Source organism: Chitinophaga japonensis (genome assembly GCF_007830125.1).
Classification (GTDB): Bacteria; Bacteroidota; Bacteroidia; order Chitinophagales; family Chitinophagaceae; genus Chitinophaga; species Chitinophaga japonensis.
In genome coordinates this window covers 486,292-502,301 of record NZ_VLLG01000003.1, presented here as the reverse complement: position 1 = coordinate 502,301, position 16,010 = coordinate 486,292, and the positions used below count along the sequence as shown (strand labels likewise).

Genomic DNA, 16,010 nt, shown 5'->3' with positions numbered 1-16,010 from the left:
AGCCATGTTTAAAATTCCAAATTCCATTATCCAAATTCCAAATGATCTTCGCGAAACTCTCCGCATTTTGGAATTTGGGTTTTGGGATTTGGGCCTTACTCCGCAGGAGTTTCTTCTTTCTTCGCTTTTTCCAGCAAAGCGGCGATAACGCGCTTGGCGGGAGATTGCAGCAGACCGATAACGTCGCCGATAAGCTCGTTCTTGGTCTTGATACGGGTAAGCGCAGCCAGTTGATTATCGCCGGTATACACTTCATCCGCTACAAATGCTGCTTTCAGCACGGGCTTGTCGGTGTTGCTTTCTTTCCGGAAAGAGGAAAGGATCAGCGCGGGCTCTTTCGGGCTTTCGGAGAACATCAGGGCGGTTACGCCGTTCAGGGACTCGTAAACGCCGGTATATTTCTCTGCATCCAGGGACTCCAGCGCCTTACGGATCAGTGTGTTCTTCGCTACCTTCATTTCCACCTGCTTGTCAAAGCACACCCTTCTTAATTTATTCACCTGCTCTACGGTCAGAGATTCCGTATTGGTGATATAGAAGTTGTTATATTGTGTGAACTTGCTTTTCAGCAGCTCGATCACTTCGCTTTTTTGCTCTTTGTTCATTGCCATTTTGTTTTGCAATCCGCCACCCGGGCGTGATTAGATTTGAACAGATTTAGTGTCTATCAGGATACCGGGGCTCATCGTGCTGGCCATGGATAACCCTTTCAGGTAAGTGCCTTTGGCAGTGGTCGGTTTCAGCTTGATGATCGCGTTGATCAGTTCCAGCGAATTCTGCTCTATTTTTTCAGGAGCAAAGGAGATCCGGCCTATGGAAGCGTGGATAATACCCGCTTTGTCTACCTTAAAGGTGATCTTACCGCCCTTTACGTCATTTACGGCTGCTGTTACATCATTGGTAACAGTACCGGTCTTCGGGTTGGGCATCAGGTTACGGGGACCCAGTATCTTACCCAGCTTACCGATCTTGGGCATTACGGCAGGCGTAGCCACGATCACGTCCACGTCTGTCCAGCCGCCTTCGATCTTCTGGATAAATTCATCCAGACCTACATAATCTGCGCCGGCGTTTTTGGCGTCGGCTTCTTTATCGGGTGTGCACAGTACCAGCACCCTTTTGGTCTTACCGGTTCCGTGGGGAAGCGTTACAGAACCACGGATAGCCTGGTCGGCCTTCTTAGGATCAACGCCTAAGCGGATATGCAGATCGACAGAACTGTCGAACTTGGTACAGTTAATATCTTTTACGAGCGCAGCGGCGTCCTTCAGGGTATACACCTTGTTTTTGTCCACCTTTGCGTCAGCCGCTTTTCTTTGTTTAGTTGCCATTTGTCAAATGATTTTAAAGAATTTCCTGCTTACACAGGGTTGACATAATTAGTTTCCCCAGGGAGCGTCTCCTTCCACGGTAATACCCATGCTGCGGGCAGTGCCTGCCACCATGGTCATCGCGCTTTTCAGCGTAAAACAGTTAAGGTCGGACATCTTATCTTTGGCGATCGCCTCGATCTGAGCCCAGTCTACCTTACCTACTTTATTACGGTTCGGCTCCTTGGAACCACTCTGCAACTTGGCAGCTTCCATTAACTGAACGGCTGCCGGCGGCGTTTTAATAACAAAATCAAAGGATTTGTCGGTGTACACGGTCAGCAATACAGGCAGCACCTTCCCCATTTTGTCCTGGGTACGGGCATTGAACTGCTTGCAGAACTCCATGATATTCACACCTTTGGAACCCAGGGCGGGCCCGATAGGAGGTGCAGGGTTGGCCTGGCCGCCCTTTACCTGCAATTTTACGTACGTTGCAATCTCTTTTGCCATAATACTTGTTTTAATTTGGTGAAAACGTCCTGCTTACCGCAGAACTCCCAAACTAAAAGGTGTTAAAATTTAACCTTTTAAATTAAATTTTGCCTTTTAAAGGGGATGCAAAGGTAGATAATAATATTAAGTTGGCAAAAAGAATTTAAAGTTGGGCATTCTTTTTGCTTATAAGGGAAATTTTTGACAATTCTATTGCAATTCTCCATGATTGGGGCTTGTCAAAACAGGTAGCAAAGATAATCAATTATCCCGGTTCTATGTACCTTTAGGCCAAATTTACCCTTTATGAAATATCTGTTGTTCACAGCTACCCTGCTGTGCCTGCTGCCCCTGCTCCATCCGGCCCAGGCACAATCTGCAGAAGAACAGGCTGCCCAAAAAGCCTGGATGGACTATATGACCCCCGGCCCCATGCACGAAATGCTGGCCAAATCAGACGGGGAATGGGAATTCACCATGACCTCCTGGATGGCCCCCGGCGCCGAGCCCATGAAAAGCACAGGCAAAACCGTGTATAGCATGATACTGGGCGGGCGCTACCAGCAGTCCCAAAACACCGCCAGCTTCATGGACATGCCCTTTGAGGGCATCGGCACCCTGGGCTATGATAATGCCAAAAAGGTATTTGTCAGCTCCTGGATCGACAACATGGGCACCGGCATTACCTACATGGAGGGCAAGCCGGACGCTTCCGGCAAGATCATCATCTTTACCGGCAAAATGCTGGACCCCTCCACCGGCAAGGACTATGATGTACGGGAAGTTTTTGAGTGGGTGGACGAGAACACTCACAAAATGGAAATGTACTCCACCATGAACGGCCAGGAGTCAAAGACCATGGAACTGGTGTTTACCCGCAAATAATTGTATAAAGCGCCGGCCCTGGCTGGTTTCGGAACACCGGCCAGGGCCGGCGCTCCCCTGCTTTCTATTATTATTACAGGCTGTCCGCCATTTTTCTGAGCCGCGCTGTCCAGAAACCCTCCGGCAGCCTTTCATGGCCGCCGCTGCGGATCAGTTGCAGTTTGGCCTCCCCGTTATAGAACGGGTGCGGGAAGAGCATGGCCATCACTTTCCGCTGCATGGCCGGCTTGTCCTTAAAATACGCCAGCAGGCCTTCCAGGCCGGCAGGGTCCCGCAGCACATAGAAAACGCACATATCTGTAAAGAACTCCACCAGGTATTTCTTTTTCCGGTTGACCCTGGCTGGCCTGTTGAAATATCCTTCCACCGCTTCCTGCTTTACCGGGCCATAATATATAGACGCCTGCAGGCGGGGATCGTTATCCCAGCTTTTTACGAGGTAGTGGTCTATATGCTGTTCCAGCAGCAGGAAAATACGCTCCCGGTCCTCCTGGTAAAGCTCAAAAAAATGCCCGGGGCCGGAAAATATCCAGGTCAGCAGGTTGCGCCCCTTGTTAACAGGCAGGAAAGACACGGGACCGCCCGGGCACAGCAGGCCCTCCAGTAAATCCAGGGTAATGTCACGGCTTAAGGCCAACTGCTTTTCCGTAAAAGGAGCCAGCGCCGCCATATGTTCCCGCCGGGCAATAAGACGCGCAAAAAGGGCATGCAGCTCCTCTACAGGGCGGATGGTCCCGCCCTTGTACAGGCATTGATCCCCTTTGAGAGAAAACGCATCCAGGTAATCTTCCGGGGCGGGATGGAAAAATAACAGGAAGCGAAAAAGTGTTTCCATATACTGTTCCCGGTGCTCCACCGGCCCGGTGCTGCGCAGGAACAGCAGGTTCTTCAGGCAGAACAGCTTCAGGCGCCTGTTAATGGCGGATGGCCGGGGCGCATACCGTAACGCGTCCAGCAGTATCTCCGCCAGGAAAAGAAGGTCGTGCAGCCGCCCGCCTCCCTCCTGCGCCGCTATTTCCCCGTATAACTCTGCGGACAGGAAGTCGTCAATAGACAGCTCCGGCGCATCCCGGTAGCAGCAGGCATATACGCGCCCGTGCTTTTTATTCACCAGCAGGCCGTCTGCCGAAAACAGGTCACCCCGGGCGCCCGTTGCCCGCATATCGCTGTAGGCCACCAGTTCTTTGATATCCCGTTTTTCCATGTTATTTACACTTTATTTCCCGCACCTTTTTCCACTTCCCTTTCTCCTTTTTGAATATTTCGATCTTCTGTATTTTTTCCCTGAAGCCTTCAAGCCGGTCCACACCTATTCCATAAGCGCCCCGCTCATTGCTCTTGGTAAGTATTTTATCCGTGTTTTTACTTTCCCCGCCTACCATGTCTTCATAGTCCAGCGTATTGGTCGACAGGAAATCGTTGATGCTGTCGTCCGTATGGAATACAACTTTAAAATCCGACTTTTTGGCGGTGTCATAGGTTTCGCCTATGGATACCCATTTGGCGCCACGTGAGTTGTTGGGCCCTCTTACCAGGCCCTTGTTATCGATGGTGAGATCCTTTTCCGCGGCGCTCATGGTGCGGATCACCTGCTGCACCAGCCCGAACACATCTATGAACACGTTCGGGTCTGTTACATAGCTGTATAGCGACCAGCCGCCTGCCAGCCGCCCGGGGTCCTGGCTGATGTATATCCCATCCGCCGGGGCGTAATAACGGAAACGGTTATAGTATAGCCCCGTTTCCGCATCCTCATACTGCCCCTGGTACCGGAAAGGCATCAGCGCGCCATCGCCTGCTAACTTACGCAGCCTGCCATAAATATCCAATTCCCCGGCCCACACCTGTTTCCCGCTCACATCATACACCTCGCAGGGCGTGCCCAGGTGGTCCGCTACCACGGCGTACTGCCCGCTGCCGCCCAGCCTTGCAACCGGTGTATGACAGCCTTCTTCAAATACCCAGGTGAGCAGTGCGGCAGCAGGCACCGGCTCCGGATGGCTTTGCCGGATGTCTCCCAGCTCGTCTATTTCCGTAACGGGCCTGTCCTTTGCAGGATATTGCCACTCATGCAGGGGCACATTGCCATCCCATACAAAACGGGTCAATTGTCCTTTGTACAGCTTTTCAGTACGCCGGCGCAGGGGATCATAGCGGAATTCCACGGACTGCCCGTCCGGCCGTACCACGTTCTTCAGCATACCGTTGCTGTACCATTCATAGGTCCATGTCATGCCCGTGCGGGTTATTATTCTCTTTACCAGCCGGCCCTCCTCATCGTACAGGAAGCGGGCATCCCCAGTGAACTGCAACCGGCCGCCGGCTCCGTAGCTGCGGTCCTGCCGCTCCCTGGTCTGGTAGAGGTTACCCGCCTTATCGGGCAGGCGGTAATCATATTGCCCGTCTTCGTATTGCGCCCAGGCCAGGTTGCCAAAATCATCATACCCGAACCTGACTGCGCCATTCTGCAACCCGTTCACGATCTGCTTCAGCCGGCGGTTAGCGTCCCAGCGATAGTGCCGGCGGCGGATGCTGCGCTCCCCGCTGTTCACCAGGTGGCTTTCCGGCATGCCGGCTTTGTCATAGCTCCAACTGCTTTTTACGCCGCCCGGCAGGCTGCGCGCTATTTCCAGCCCCAGTGGGTTGCGTGCTATTTCGGCTGTCCAGGGAGTGGGCATACCTGCTGCCTGCGCCTGTATGCCTGTTATGTATCCGGCTGCATTACGCTGCAGTTGGATGTCTGCGCCCAGGCTGCTCTGTAAACGGCTGCGCCGGCCGTCCCCTCCATAGGTGCTGCTGACCGTACAGCCGTTCTGCCACTCCTGCACCACGCGGCCCATTACATCGCGCTGCAAGCGGAGGGTGCCATGCTCGTTTATGGCTTCAACAAGCTGTCCATTACGGTCATAGCTATACGTTTCCCAGGTGCCATCGTCATATTCCGCACGGGTCAGGCGGCCATTGTAATCGTACTCGTATTCAGTCCAGCGGCCGCCCGGGCGCTCCAGCTTCACTACCTTCCCGGTTACATCCCGTTCATACCGGCGGCTGATACCGTCAAAGCCGGTCTCCTGTATAACATCTCCCCGCTGGTTGCGGGTAAAGCGATAGATTTCCCCGTGCTCATTCACCACGCCGGTCAACTGTTCTTCCTTGTTGTAGACGAAATAGATCCTGGCGCCATTTTCCTCCCGCGTTTTCAGGCTACCCAGCGGCGTATAGGTAAAGCGCACCTGGTGATGTTTGTCTGCAAGCTGCAGCACCTCGTCATAGGCATTGTACTGCAGCCGGATATGATTGCCATCCGGCAGGTGCACTTCCGTTACCCGGCCCAGGTTATCGTACCGGAAATATTGCTCCTGCAGCAGGGGATTCACCGACCGGGTGCAGCGGCCCCAGGAGTCATGCTCCCAGGTGGAGCGGGCGCCATCCGGCAGAGTCAGCACAGCCAGGTTATGGTCTTCGTCATAAGCCAGCAGGGTTTGCTGTTCCTGCTCCTCCTCTATCCTGCTGAGCAGGTTGTGCACATTATAGCGGAAAATGGTAATGCCGCCGTCTGCCTCCGTAATGGTATGCAGCAGCCCTTTATGTTTTTCATTTTTGTGATAAATGTAGGTACGGCTGTTGCCCTGCGGATCGGTAGCCAGGATCAGCCGGTCCTCCGCATCATAGCGGAAGGTGTAGGAGCTGCCATCCGGCTGTACAATGCCGGTGCGGTTGCCCCGCCCGTCATACGTATACCCGGTAACGTTAGCCTCCTCGTCTATCTCGCGGTACAGCTCAAAATGCTCCGTGTACTCAAAGAACCGGGAATGCCCCAGGGGGTCTTTTACCTGGGTCACTACATAGTCCGGCGTATAATAGTAGGTAGTGGTGTGCCCCAGGGAATTGGTCACCAGGTTGTAGCCCTTTTCCGGGTGATATTCGATCCATCCTTCCAGCAGGCCACCGTCGCCCCAGGTATGGATACAGCGGGCCTTTTCACCGCTGCCTTCGTATTCCCAATAGAAAGTCTGCCCGTTACGGTCCGTTTTCTCCACCATCAGGTGGTTACGGTAGCGGATGCGGGTGGCCTGCCCCAGCGCATCGGTTATTTCCGCCAGGTCGCCGGCCTCGTTATAGGCGTAGCGCACCATTACCTGCTCCTGGCCACGGTGGCGGGCCTTTACTTCCGTGATGCGGCCCTGCGCGTCATTTTCCATCTCCAGGCGCCGGCCCACACTGTCCGTTACCTGCAACAAGTGACCTTTGCTGTTGTAGTGGAAGCTGATCTTAAAACCTGCCTCATGGCGAATGGCGTACAGCCGGTACTGGGCGTCCAGCGGGTGCAGTTGGCGAAAGTGATAATACAGGCGCTCCCCATGATCAAACAACTGGTACTCATCCAGGTCCGTGCGGGTAAGGGTCAGTTTTTCATGCCGGTTATAATCGCTGTTGCCGGCATAGGGCAGTAATTCAAAGATGGCGCTGCGCCCGTCGCCCAGCAGCACCGCGGTGGCATCTTCCTCTTCAAAGGGCTGTACGCGCATATCGTAGCCCAGTTGGGTGCCGTAGCCCAGCACCCCTTCCTGGGAGCTGTCGCTGTTCCAGGAACGCTCCCATTTCAGCGGGATGGGACCGGGCAACTCAAAATCCGTAACATCGTAGATCACAATGCCCTGCACAAGGTCTACCGGCTCAAAGCCTTTTTTACAGAGGAAAGCACTGAGCTTGTTGCTGCCAAACTTCCCTTTCAGGGTTTTCTTCATGGCATGGTTAAATCCTTTCAGTGCGCCACGGCCGGCCTTTCCCAGCCCTTTCATCAACGCGCCAAAACCAAAGGACATCACCAGGTTCAGCAAAGCGCCGCCCCAGTCCGGCACATAAGGGCCGCCTACCATGACCGGCCGGCCAAAGGACAAGGGGATGGAAAAAGACGTAGGCAGGTACAGGCTGGGAATAGGCTTGAATTTTTTTCCCGGCTGCAGCGAGAGCGGGATACCGATGTCGTTACAGGTCATCAGCATATGGCCGGAAGGGCTCATGAGATTGCCCTCCACTTTCACGCGCTTGCTGCCGAAGAAGTTCACGGAGTCATGCCCGATCATGGGCGCCAGCAGGAAGGGGCCGCCCATGGGAATATGGAACAGGATAATGAAGATGCCGCTGGTATCGCTTTTGCCGCGGGGTACGTGATTAATTTTGGTGGTAGCGCCAATGAATGGAATATAGTCCATCGGGTCTACTACCAAACCAATATACGGGTGTGGCAGCGGAATGGGAAAACCGAACAATAAAACGATATGGATATCCAGCCCTATAACGGGGATAAAATGCTTATTACTCACCAACATGGCTTCCGGTTAATATGGGTTACGCGGTTCAACGTTGTGCCGTGGAGGTATGGGGGGAAAACGGGACGGGTGTTCAAAGATAACAAACGCGCCACAATCACATACATGATTGTGGCGCTCTCAAAAATATTACCGTTCAGCCTGGGTTATTAGCTGATCTTTTCTACCTGCATAAAGTTCAGTTCCACGGGCGTGGCGCGGCCGAAGATCTTTACGGTCACCTTCAGCTTTTTCTTGTCTTCTATCACTTCTTCAATTACGCCGTTGAAGTCGTTGAACGGACCATCAATGATCTTGATGGTTTCGCCAACAATGAAGGGCTCGCTCATGGTGATGCCCTGATCGCTCATTTCATCTACCTTACCGAGCATTTTGTTTACTTCCGCCTTGCGCAGGGCTACCGGGTGTTCTTTTCCCAGGAAGTGGATCACACCGGAAACATTGCGGATGGCCTGTATCACTTCATCGGTCATTTTACCGTCTATGGCTTCTATCATGACATAACCGGGATAAAAGTTCTTTTCGCGCATGACCTTTTTACCGGCCTGCACTTTATATACTTTTTCTACCGGCAGGAATACCTGGGTGATCACATTGCCCCAATCTGAACGGCGCACCTCAATATCCAGGTACTCTTTCACCTTCTTTTCCTTGCCACTGACAACGCGCAGCACGTACCATTTTGTTTCCTGTCCGGGAGTGCTTACTTCCTGTCCAGGGTTATTGGATGCATCCATCATTAAAACATTTTATAGTATTGAGTGAGCACTACATTGGAGAGTGCATCCATGCCCCATACGATCAGCGTGATGATAACGGTGGCTATCAGCACGATCATGGTAGAGGACTGGAGCTCCTGCCAGGTAGGCCAGGACACCTTGTGCACCATCTCGTGGTAGGACTCCTGAAAATAGTTTCTGATCTTGTTCATAGTAATACTGCTAATGGTGAAAAGTGAACAGTGAAAAGTGAATGTAGCAAATTTTTGCAAATATCATTCACCATTCACTATTCACTTTCACCAGGTTCAAGCACGGGCAACAGGATTCGAACCCGTATCAACGGTTTTGGAGACCGCTATTCTACCATTGAACTATGCCCGTGTAAAAAGCCATTAGCGGTGCGCTTTTAGCTTTTAGCAAATCTACAACAAAACCCGCTAATCACTAATTGCTAAATGCTAATGGCCTTTATTATAAAGCGAGATGCTTATTTGATGATCTCAGTAACCTGACCGGCACCTACGGTACGGCCGCCTTCGCGGATAGCGAATTTCAGACCTTTGTCCATGGCGATGGGAGCGATCAGCTTCACAGTCAGGGACACGTTATCGCCGGGCATTACCATTTCCACACCTTCTGCCAGTTGCACTTCACCGGTTACGTCGGTAGTACGGAAGTAGAACTGGGGACGGTATTTGTTGAAGAACGGCGTGTGACGGCCACCTTCATCCTTGCTCAGTACGTACACTTCGCATTTGAATTCAGTGTGCGGAGTGATGGAACCGGGTTTGCAGATAACCATACCGCGCTTGATATCTTTCTTTTCAATACCGCGCAGCAGCAGACCTGCGTTGTCACCAGCTTCACCTTCGTCCAGGATCTTCTTGAACATTTCCACACCGGTACATACAGAGTTCAGGGATTTTTCGATCAGACCTACGATCTCAACGGGTTCGTTGATCTTGATCTTACCGCGCTCGATACGGCCGGTAGCCACGGTACCACGACCAGTGATAGAGAACACGTCTTCTACAGACATCAGGAACGGCTGATCAACCGGGCGGGGAGGCAGCGGAATGTACTCATCCACAGCAGCCATCAGCTCGTCGATAGCACCTACCCATTTGTCGTCGCCAGCCAGCGCGCCGGTAGCGGAACCTTTGATGATGGGGGTGTTGTCGCCGTCGAAACCGTTTTTGCTCAGCAGGTCGCGGATCTCGATCTCTACCAGTTCCAGCAGTTCGGGATCGTCTACCAGGTCAACTTTGTTCATGAAAACTACAATACGGGGTACACCTACCTGCCTGGCCAGCAGGATGTGCTCCCTTGTTTGCGGCATCGGACCATCTGTAGCGGCCACCACCAGGATAGCACCATCCATCTGCGCAGCACCAGTGATCATGTTCTTCACATAGTCAGCGTGGCCCGGACAGTCAACGTGAGCATAGTGACGGTTAGCTGTCTGATACTCAACGTGAGCTGTATTGATGGTAATACCTCTTTCTTTTTCTTCGGGGGCCGCATCGATCTCGTCATATCCTCTCTTCTCTGCCATGCCCTTGCTAGCCAAAATGGTTGTAATGGCAGCAGTCAAGGTAGTTTTACCGTGGTCCACGTGGCCGATGGTGCCAATGTTTACGTGGGGTTTATCCCGCTTAAAGGTTTCTTTTGCCATTGTATTTTCTTTTTAGATGGTTTGTAAAGATTGTATTAATAGTTGTTTAAAAAACTGTTTTACAAACTTGCGCAGTTGATGGGAATTGAACCCATGCCCTTTTCCGACAAGAGAACCGGAACTGCTCTACCACTGAGCTACAACGCTTAGTTATGCTAAACTTTGATCAGCAGGCCGAAAAGGAATTACTGAAACAATATTGGAGCTGTTGATGAGAATTGAACTCACGACCTCTTCCTTACCAAGGAAGTGCTCTACCCCTGAGCTACAACAGCTTTTGTGCTTAATGCAGCATGCTTAGCGCTTTGGAACAGGACGTTCCGCGTTATGCATGCAACATTTTATGCGAGCGGGAGACGAGGTTCGAACCCGCGACCTACAGCTTGGAAGGCTGTCGCTCTACCAACTGAGCTACTCCCGCATATGATGGAAATTCCAAAGAACAAATTCCAGGTTCCAATCTCCGCGTTTCATCATCATCATTCAACAACTAAGTTCCGCCTCTGCGGAGGGCAAAAGCGGAACTCAATCGTGTAGTGGGCAGGATAGGATTCGAACCTATGAAGTCGAAAGACAGCGGATTTACAGTCCGCCCCATTTGGCCACTCTGGAACCTGCCCTTTAGTTAAATTCCAATATCCAAAACCCAAATTCCAAAATTCCGCATTCAAACAACCAGATTCGGTTTGGAATTTGGCTGTTGGGATTTGGATCTTGTCCCGGCATAGCCGGGACTGAGCCAGCAGAGGGATTCGAACCCCCGACCCACTGATTACAAATCAGTAGCTCTGGCCAACTGAGCTATGCTGGCATACCAAGTATTTTGCGTAGCAGGGCACCCGGATAAGGAAGCGCAAAAATAACAGCTTTGATGTAATCTCAAAATTTGTTTTTTCAGCTCCGGGATACACTTCTTTTTTTACCTGATCTGTTTTGGCTAAAATGCCCTACAGTAAAGAACTTTACTACCCTCGCCGATCCCTTTTTGAATCGGGATGGCAAAGGTAGTAAAGAGGATATTAACTTCAAAATATTTTTCAGGATTTACTGAAATTTCTTCTCTTTTTGCCGTTTGATCTGGTTAACGGCGGCATTAAAGGCGAGATCGAAGGATTCTTCAAAGGATTTGGACTCATGCTTTACAAAGAGGTCGTGGCGGGGTATACGGATCTTTATTTCAGCTATCTTGTCTTTGATCTGGTGCGCTACATTGTCTAATTTTAGAAATACATCCACACTGACGATACGGTCGTAAAAATTGGAAAGCTTCTGGATCTTCTTGTTCACATGATCAATAAGTTTGGAATCTGCATCAAAATGCACCGTTTGGATTTGAACGTTCATGACACTAAATTTTAATATTTAACAATCTCAAATCAAATTGGTAAACATGACTTCATAGGCTATTTTTTAAAGAACTGACCATGTACATGATTGCATTACTAATTTAGTGCTTTTTGTTGTTTTTAGCACGATTCCCACTTAATAATTTGTTAACATTGTTAAACCGCTACGCCTTCGGATGTGCCTGCCGGAACACGTCCTTCAGCTTTTCGATGGTATTATGGGTATACACCTGCGTGGCCGCCAGGCTGGAATGCCCCAGCAGCTCCTTGATGGCGTTGATGTCCGCCCCGTTATTGGTGAGGTGGGTGGCAAAGGTATGCCGCAGTACGTGCGGGCTCTTGCGGGTAATGGTGGTGATCTGGTGCCGGGTAAGGTAGCCCCTTACCATATTGTATACGTACTTGGGATACAGCTTGCGCCCGCTCCCGGGATGCACGATCAGTACATCCGCCGCGGGATTTTCCAGCTCCCGCCGCTTGCGCGCCGTATAGTCCTGCAACTGTGCCAGCAGCTCCCTGCTGATGGGAATGATCCTTTCTTTACTGCCCTTTCCCAGCACCTTGATGCTGAGATTGCCGGTATCTACCTGCCGCTCCTGCAGGTGTATCAGCTCGGACAACCGGATGCCGGTATGGTACAGCAGCTCAAAGATCAGCCGGTGGGTATGCCCTTCCAGGTCCGGGGTAAAAATGGAAGCGTCTTCCTGGCCGCGGCGCATGCTGCGGTTGTCCTCCAGGGCCTGCATGCCCTTTTCGTCTATAAACCCCGGCAGGCGGCGGCTTACCTTGGGCGCTGTTACCCGGGTCATAGGCGTTTGGGATATGAGCCCCAGCCTGACCATATACTTGAAAAAGGATTTGAGCGCGGATATTTTGCGGTTAACGGTGCGCGGCTGCTGTTTTTCGGCCATCAGGCCTGCCAGCCAGGTACGGATATGCTGGTGGCTGATGGCATTCAGCTCCGGCTGCCCGTACTCTTTGGCAAGAAAGGTAAAGAATTGATGGAGATCCTGGCGGTAAGCGGTAAAAGTATGCGCTGAATAACGCCTTTCCAGTTGGATGTAGGATAAGAACCGGTCTACCGCCGGGTGTAATGGTGCTTCGCTCAACACAAAAAAATTGATGATTGTAAAGTTAAACAAAACCTTACAATCATCAAGTATTTTGAGCGCTGAGAGCTTTGCGCGATTAAGCTTCGATCTTGCCGCTGGCCAGCTGCTGACGGTACACCGCTTTCAGCACCTGGTTACGACGCTTTACGGAAGGCTTGGTAAAAGACTGACGGCTGCGCAACTGCAGCAGTATGCGTGCCTTTTCAAACTTTTTCTTGTACTTCTTCAGCGCCTTGTCAATGTTTTCGCAATCTTTAGAATCGATAATCAACATAGTAAATGCTCCTTTAATATTTTTTAGGGAAAGCAAAGATACGACATTGTTTTAAAAAAACAAACGCGATGTGCAGGCGGGCAGATAGGCCAATGTGCAGTGATTTGCCCTATCTTCGCCGTTATCAACCCATTTGTACATCTGCACATTAAAGTTATGTTCACAGGTATTATTGAATCATTAGGAGAAGTATTATCCACCCAACAGGCCGGCGGCAACCTGGTCATCACTATTGGTACGCCGCTGGCCCGGGAGCTGAAAGTAGACCAGAGCATTGCCCACAACGGGGCCTGCCTGACCGTAACCCGCCTGCTGGAAAACGCCTACGAAACCGTGGCGGTAGCCGAAACCCTGCAGAAAACCAACCTGGGCCAGCTGGTCCCCGGGCAGTTGGTGAACCTGGAAAGGGCCATGCTGTTCAACGGCCGTATTGACGGCCACCTGGTACAGGGCCACGTAGACGGCATAGGGGAATGCCGCTCCAAAACGGAGCAGGACGGCAGTTGGCAGTACCGCTTCCGCTACCCCGCCGCCTTTGCCGGCCTGCTAGTGGAAAAAGGGTCCATCTGCCTGAACGGTATCAGCCTCACCGTGTTTGATGTTACAGACCAGGAGTTTTCCGTGGCTATTATCCCCTACACTTACGAGCATACCAATATAGCTGCCGTTGCGCCCGGCCATACCGTTAACCTGGAATTTGATATATTGGGGAAATATGTAGTAAGAAATATGAGGTAGGAGATCAAATATTCAACCCATGAACCTCCTGAACATACAACATCCTATCATCCAGGCCCCTATGTTCCTGGTGAGCAACGAGCCGATGGTAAAGGCCGCCATGGACGCCGGCATTGCCGGTACCTTCCCTTCCCTGAATTTCCGGAAGGAAGGTGAGCTGGAAACCCTGCTGCAGCGGCTGAATGCGCACCAGGCCGCCAGCCGCGGCACTTACGGCGTAAACCTGATCGTTCAAAAGACCAACCCGCTGTACCTGAAGCACCTGGAAGCCTGCGTAAGCGCCCATGTGCCCTTTTACATCACCTCCCTGGGCAATCCAAAGCAGGTGATCACCGCCGCCCACAGCTACGGCGCCAAAGTGCTGTGCGATGTTACCAACCTGCAGCACGCGGAAAAGGCCGCCCAGGCCGGCTGTGATGGCTTTATAGCCGTCTGCGCCGGGGCAGGCGGGCATGCCGGCCCCTACCCTATGCACGTGCTGGTGCCGGCGCTGCAAAAGGCATTCCCGGACAAATTCCTGGTAGCTGCCGGCGGTATTGCCACCGGCCGGCAAATGGCCAGTGCGCTGGTGCTGGGCGCGCACGCCGCCTCCATCGGCACCCGCTTTATTGCCAGCCGGGAAGCCACTGTAAGCGATGCCTACAAGCAGGCCATCCTGGAATACGGCATGGAGGACATTGTGCTCACGGAACGACTCTCCGGCACTCCCTGCAACATCATCAACACCCCCGCCGCCAAAAAAATAGGCTATAAGCAAAACTGGATGGAAAAACTGCTGAGCCGCAATCCCCGCACCCGTAAATACTTCAAAATGCTGGTGCAGTTGCGGGGCATGAAGAAACTGGAACAGGCCATCCGCCCCGGCTCCTACCAGCACCTCTGGAGCGCCGGGCAAAGCGTGGAAATGGTGGAGGACATTACTTCCGTACAGGAAATTGTGGACCGCCTGGTCAGCGAGCTGGCCGCTGCCTTAAAAGAAGCCGGTAATTATAAAGTATAACCCACCACACCATACCGGCAGCCGTATCCGGATAAATTTTTATATTTACCCCTTTGTTTTGGAATGCAGTTAACCAGTTAATTCATCAAACCCAATAAACACAAGAGAATGAAACATTCCCTGAAGCCTTTATTCCTCTTCAGCGCCTTATTTATCCTGGCCTGTAACAGCAACAACAAGAATGGCCAGCAGCAGGATGCTGACACGACGGCCGGCACCGGTACCGCCGGCGAAGCACAGGCCACCACGGCGCCGCAGGGCCAGGCTTTCGACATCAACAGTATTCCCGTTTCCGACAAGGACCTGGGCGCCTTCCCCTACTTCAGCACGCCGGAAGGTTTCCGCTACCAGGTAGAGGAAGACAAGGAATTTCACCGCATCTATCACTTCGTGGATAATAAGCTGGTGCCGGTTGAAGGCCGTACCTTCACCGCCTATATATTTCATGATGAAGCCAAACGAAAGGAGTTTGAGCCCCTGCTGTTTGAAAGGAACTATGACAACCTGATCAAAAGCCTGGGCGGCGTGCTGGTGGCCGAAGGCCATATTCCCCCATCGGAGCTGGAAAGGCTGGGACGGGACGAGCTGTATAAATACCACGGGCCTGCCGATATCTGGAACGACGACGTGAAAACCTACGTGATCCGCAAGCCCGGGGCGGAAATATGGGTGCAAACCAGCCATAATACCGCCGGCGGTTCCATTGTAGTGTCCCAGAAAGGCGAAATGAAGCAAACCGCCTCCATCATCAGGGCCGACGAAATGAAGCAGGAGCTGGACAGCAAAGGGCATATTGCCTTATACATTAATTTTGATACAGACAAGGCAGACATCAAATCCGAGTCCCAGCCGGTGATGGACGAGATCTATAAACTGCTGTCCGACAACGGGGATCTGAAAATTTCCATCGAAGGCCATACGGACAATACCGGCAATGCTGCGCACAACATGGAGCTGTCCGAACAGCGGGCGGCTGCGGTGAAGAACGCGCTGACCGGGAAAGGCATCGCCGCCAACCGGCTGGAAAGCAAAGGACTCGGTCAGACCCAACCCCTTGCGGATAACGGCACCGAGGACGGGAAAGCAAAGAACCGCCGGGTGGAACTGGTGAAAAAATAAG

15 protein-coding genes and 6 tRNA genes are annotated in these 16,010 nt (G+C 52.1%); 4 read left to right on the top strand and 17 right to left on the bottom strand.

Going from position 1 to position 16,010, the window contains the following annotated elements; all coding sequences use genetic code 11:
* Positions 1–95: 95 nt before the first annotated feature.
* Genes rplJ through rplK form a run of 3 tightly spaced genes read right to left on the bottom strand, consistent with a single transcriptional unit; the run spans position 96 to position 1,823 of the window.
* Positions 96–605, bottom strand: coding sequence for a 50S ribosomal protein L10 (gene rplJ, locus LX66_RS11270; protein WP_145713213.1), 510 nt, complete (start codon positions 603–605; stop codon positions 96–98).
* Positions 606–641: 36 nt separating this feature from the next.
* The gene (gene rplA, locus LX66_RS11265) at positions 642–1,331 is read right to left on the bottom strand and encodes a 50S ribosomal protein L1 (protein ID WP_145713211.1); all 690 of its coding nucleotides are present in this window, start codon (positions 1,329–1,331) and stop codon (positions 642–644) included.
* 48 nt (positions 1,332–1,379) lie between these two features.
* A complete protein-coding gene (gene rplK, locus LX66_RS11260; RefSeq protein ID WP_145713209.1) occupies positions 1,380–1,823 on the bottom strand; it encodes a 50S ribosomal protein L11 in 444 nt (147 codons plus the stop codon).
* Positions 1,824–2,111: 288 nt separating this feature from the next.
* Here rplK and LX66_RS11255 point away from each other — a divergent pair, with 288 nt between their 5' ends.
* Positions 2,112–2,690, top strand: a complete 579-nt coding sequence (locus tag LX66_RS11255) for a DUF1579 domain-containing protein (protein ID WP_145713207.1) — start codon at positions 2,112–2,114, stop codon at positions 2,688–2,690.
* A gap of 73 nt (positions 2,691–2,763) precedes the next feature.
* Here the strand turns inward: LX66_RS11255 and LX66_RS11250 are convergent, their stop codons facing one another.
* From LX66_RS11250 to rpsU, 14 genes are all read right to left on the bottom strand, one after another.
* Positions 2,764–3,894 carry a hypothetical protein gene (locus LX66_RS11250; protein WP_145713205.1) on the bottom strand — a complete coding sequence of 377 codons (1,131 nt, stop codon included), beginning with the start codon at positions 3,892–3,894 and terminating at the stop codon, positions 2,764–2,766.
* Between the two features lies 1 nt (position 3,895).
* A complete protein-coding gene (locus LX66_RS11245; protein ID WP_145713203.1) occupies positions 3,896–8,023 on the bottom strand; it encodes a DUF6531 domain-containing protein in 4,128 nt (1,375 codons plus the stop codon).
* 149 nt (positions 8,024–8,172) lie between these two features.
* A complete protein-coding gene (gene nusG / locus LX66_RS11240; RefSeq protein ID WP_145713201.1) occupies positions 8,173–8,763 on the bottom strand; it encodes a transcription termination/antitermination protein NusG in 591 nt (196 codons plus the stop codon).
* Positions 8,763–8,954 (bottom strand): preprotein translocase subunit SecE, encoded by a 192-nt coding sequence (gene secE / locus LX66_RS11235; RefSeq protein WP_145713199.1) that lies wholly within the window; start codon positions 8,952–8,954, stop codon positions 8,763–8,765. The genes nusG and secE overlap by 1 nt, the downstream gene beginning before the upstream one ends.
* Positions 8,955–9,055: 101 nt before the next feature.
* A tRNA-Trp gene (locus tag LX66_RS11230) sits at positions 9,056–9,126 on the bottom strand.
* A gap of 106 nt (positions 9,127–9,232) precedes the next feature.
* Entirely contained in the window at positions 9,233–10,420 is a 1,188-nt protein-coding gene (gene tuf / locus LX66_RS11225; protein ID WP_145713197.1) for an elongation factor Tu, read from the bottom strand.
* A gap of 70 nt (positions 10,421–10,490) precedes the next feature.
* Positions 10,491–10,566, bottom strand: a tRNA-OTHER gene (locus LX66_RS11220).
* 54 nt (positions 10,567–10,620) lie between these two features.
* Positions 10,621–10,695: transfer RNA gene (locus LX66_RS11215), tRNA-Thr, on the bottom strand.
* A gap of 73 nt (positions 10,696–10,768) precedes the next feature.
* A tRNA-Gly gene (locus tag LX66_RS11210) sits at positions 10,769–10,841 on the bottom strand.
* Positions 10,842–10,957: 116 nt separating this feature from the next.
* A tRNA-Tyr gene (locus tag LX66_RS11205) sits at positions 10,958–11,040 on the bottom strand.
* Positions 11,041–11,157: 117 nt separating this feature from the next.
* Positions 11,158–11,231 (bottom strand) — tRNA-Thr (locus tag LX66_RS11200).
* Between the two features lie 233 nt (positions 11,232–11,464).
* Positions 11,465–11,764, bottom strand: coding sequence for an HPF/RaiA family ribosome-associated protein (locus tag LX66_RS11195; protein WP_145713195.1), 300 nt, complete (start codon positions 11,762–11,764; stop codon positions 11,465–11,467).
* A gap of 166 nt (positions 11,765–11,930) precedes the next feature.
* Positions 11,931–12,878 carry a tyrosine-type recombinase/integrase gene (locus tag LX66_RS11190; RefSeq protein WP_407643577.1) on the bottom strand — a complete coding sequence of 316 codons (948 nt, stop codon included), beginning with the start codon at positions 12,876–12,878 and terminating at the stop codon, positions 11,931–11,933.
* Positions 12,879–12,954: 76 nt separating this feature from the next.
* Positions 12,955–13,152 carry a 30S ribosomal protein S21 gene (gene rpsU / locus LX66_RS11185; protein WP_145713192.1) on the bottom strand — a complete coding sequence of 66 codons (198 nt, stop codon included), beginning with the start codon at positions 13,150–13,152 and terminating at the stop codon, positions 12,955–12,957.
* A gap of 156 nt (positions 13,153–13,308) precedes the next feature.
* Between rpsU and LX66_RS11180 the strand changes: the two genes are divergently transcribed.
* From LX66_RS11180 to LX66_RS11170, 3 genes are all read left to right on the top strand, one after another.
* Positions 13,309–13,890 (top strand): riboflavin synthase, encoded by a 582-nt coding sequence (locus LX66_RS11180; protein WP_145713190.1) that lies wholly within the window; start codon positions 13,309–13,311, stop codon positions 13,888–13,890.
* 19 nt (positions 13,891–13,909) lie between these two features.
* Entirely contained in the window at positions 13,910–14,890 is a 981-nt protein-coding gene (locus LX66_RS11175; protein ID WP_244620373.1) for an NAD(P)H-dependent flavin oxidoreductase, read from the top strand.
* 108 nt (positions 14,891–14,998) lie between these two features.
* Positions 14,999–16,009 (top strand): OmpA family protein, encoded by a 1,011-nt coding sequence (locus LX66_RS11170; RefSeq protein ID WP_145713185.1) that lies wholly within the window; start codon positions 14,999–15,001, stop codon positions 16,007–16,009.
* The last annotated feature ends 1 nt before the right edge of the window (position 16,010 follow it).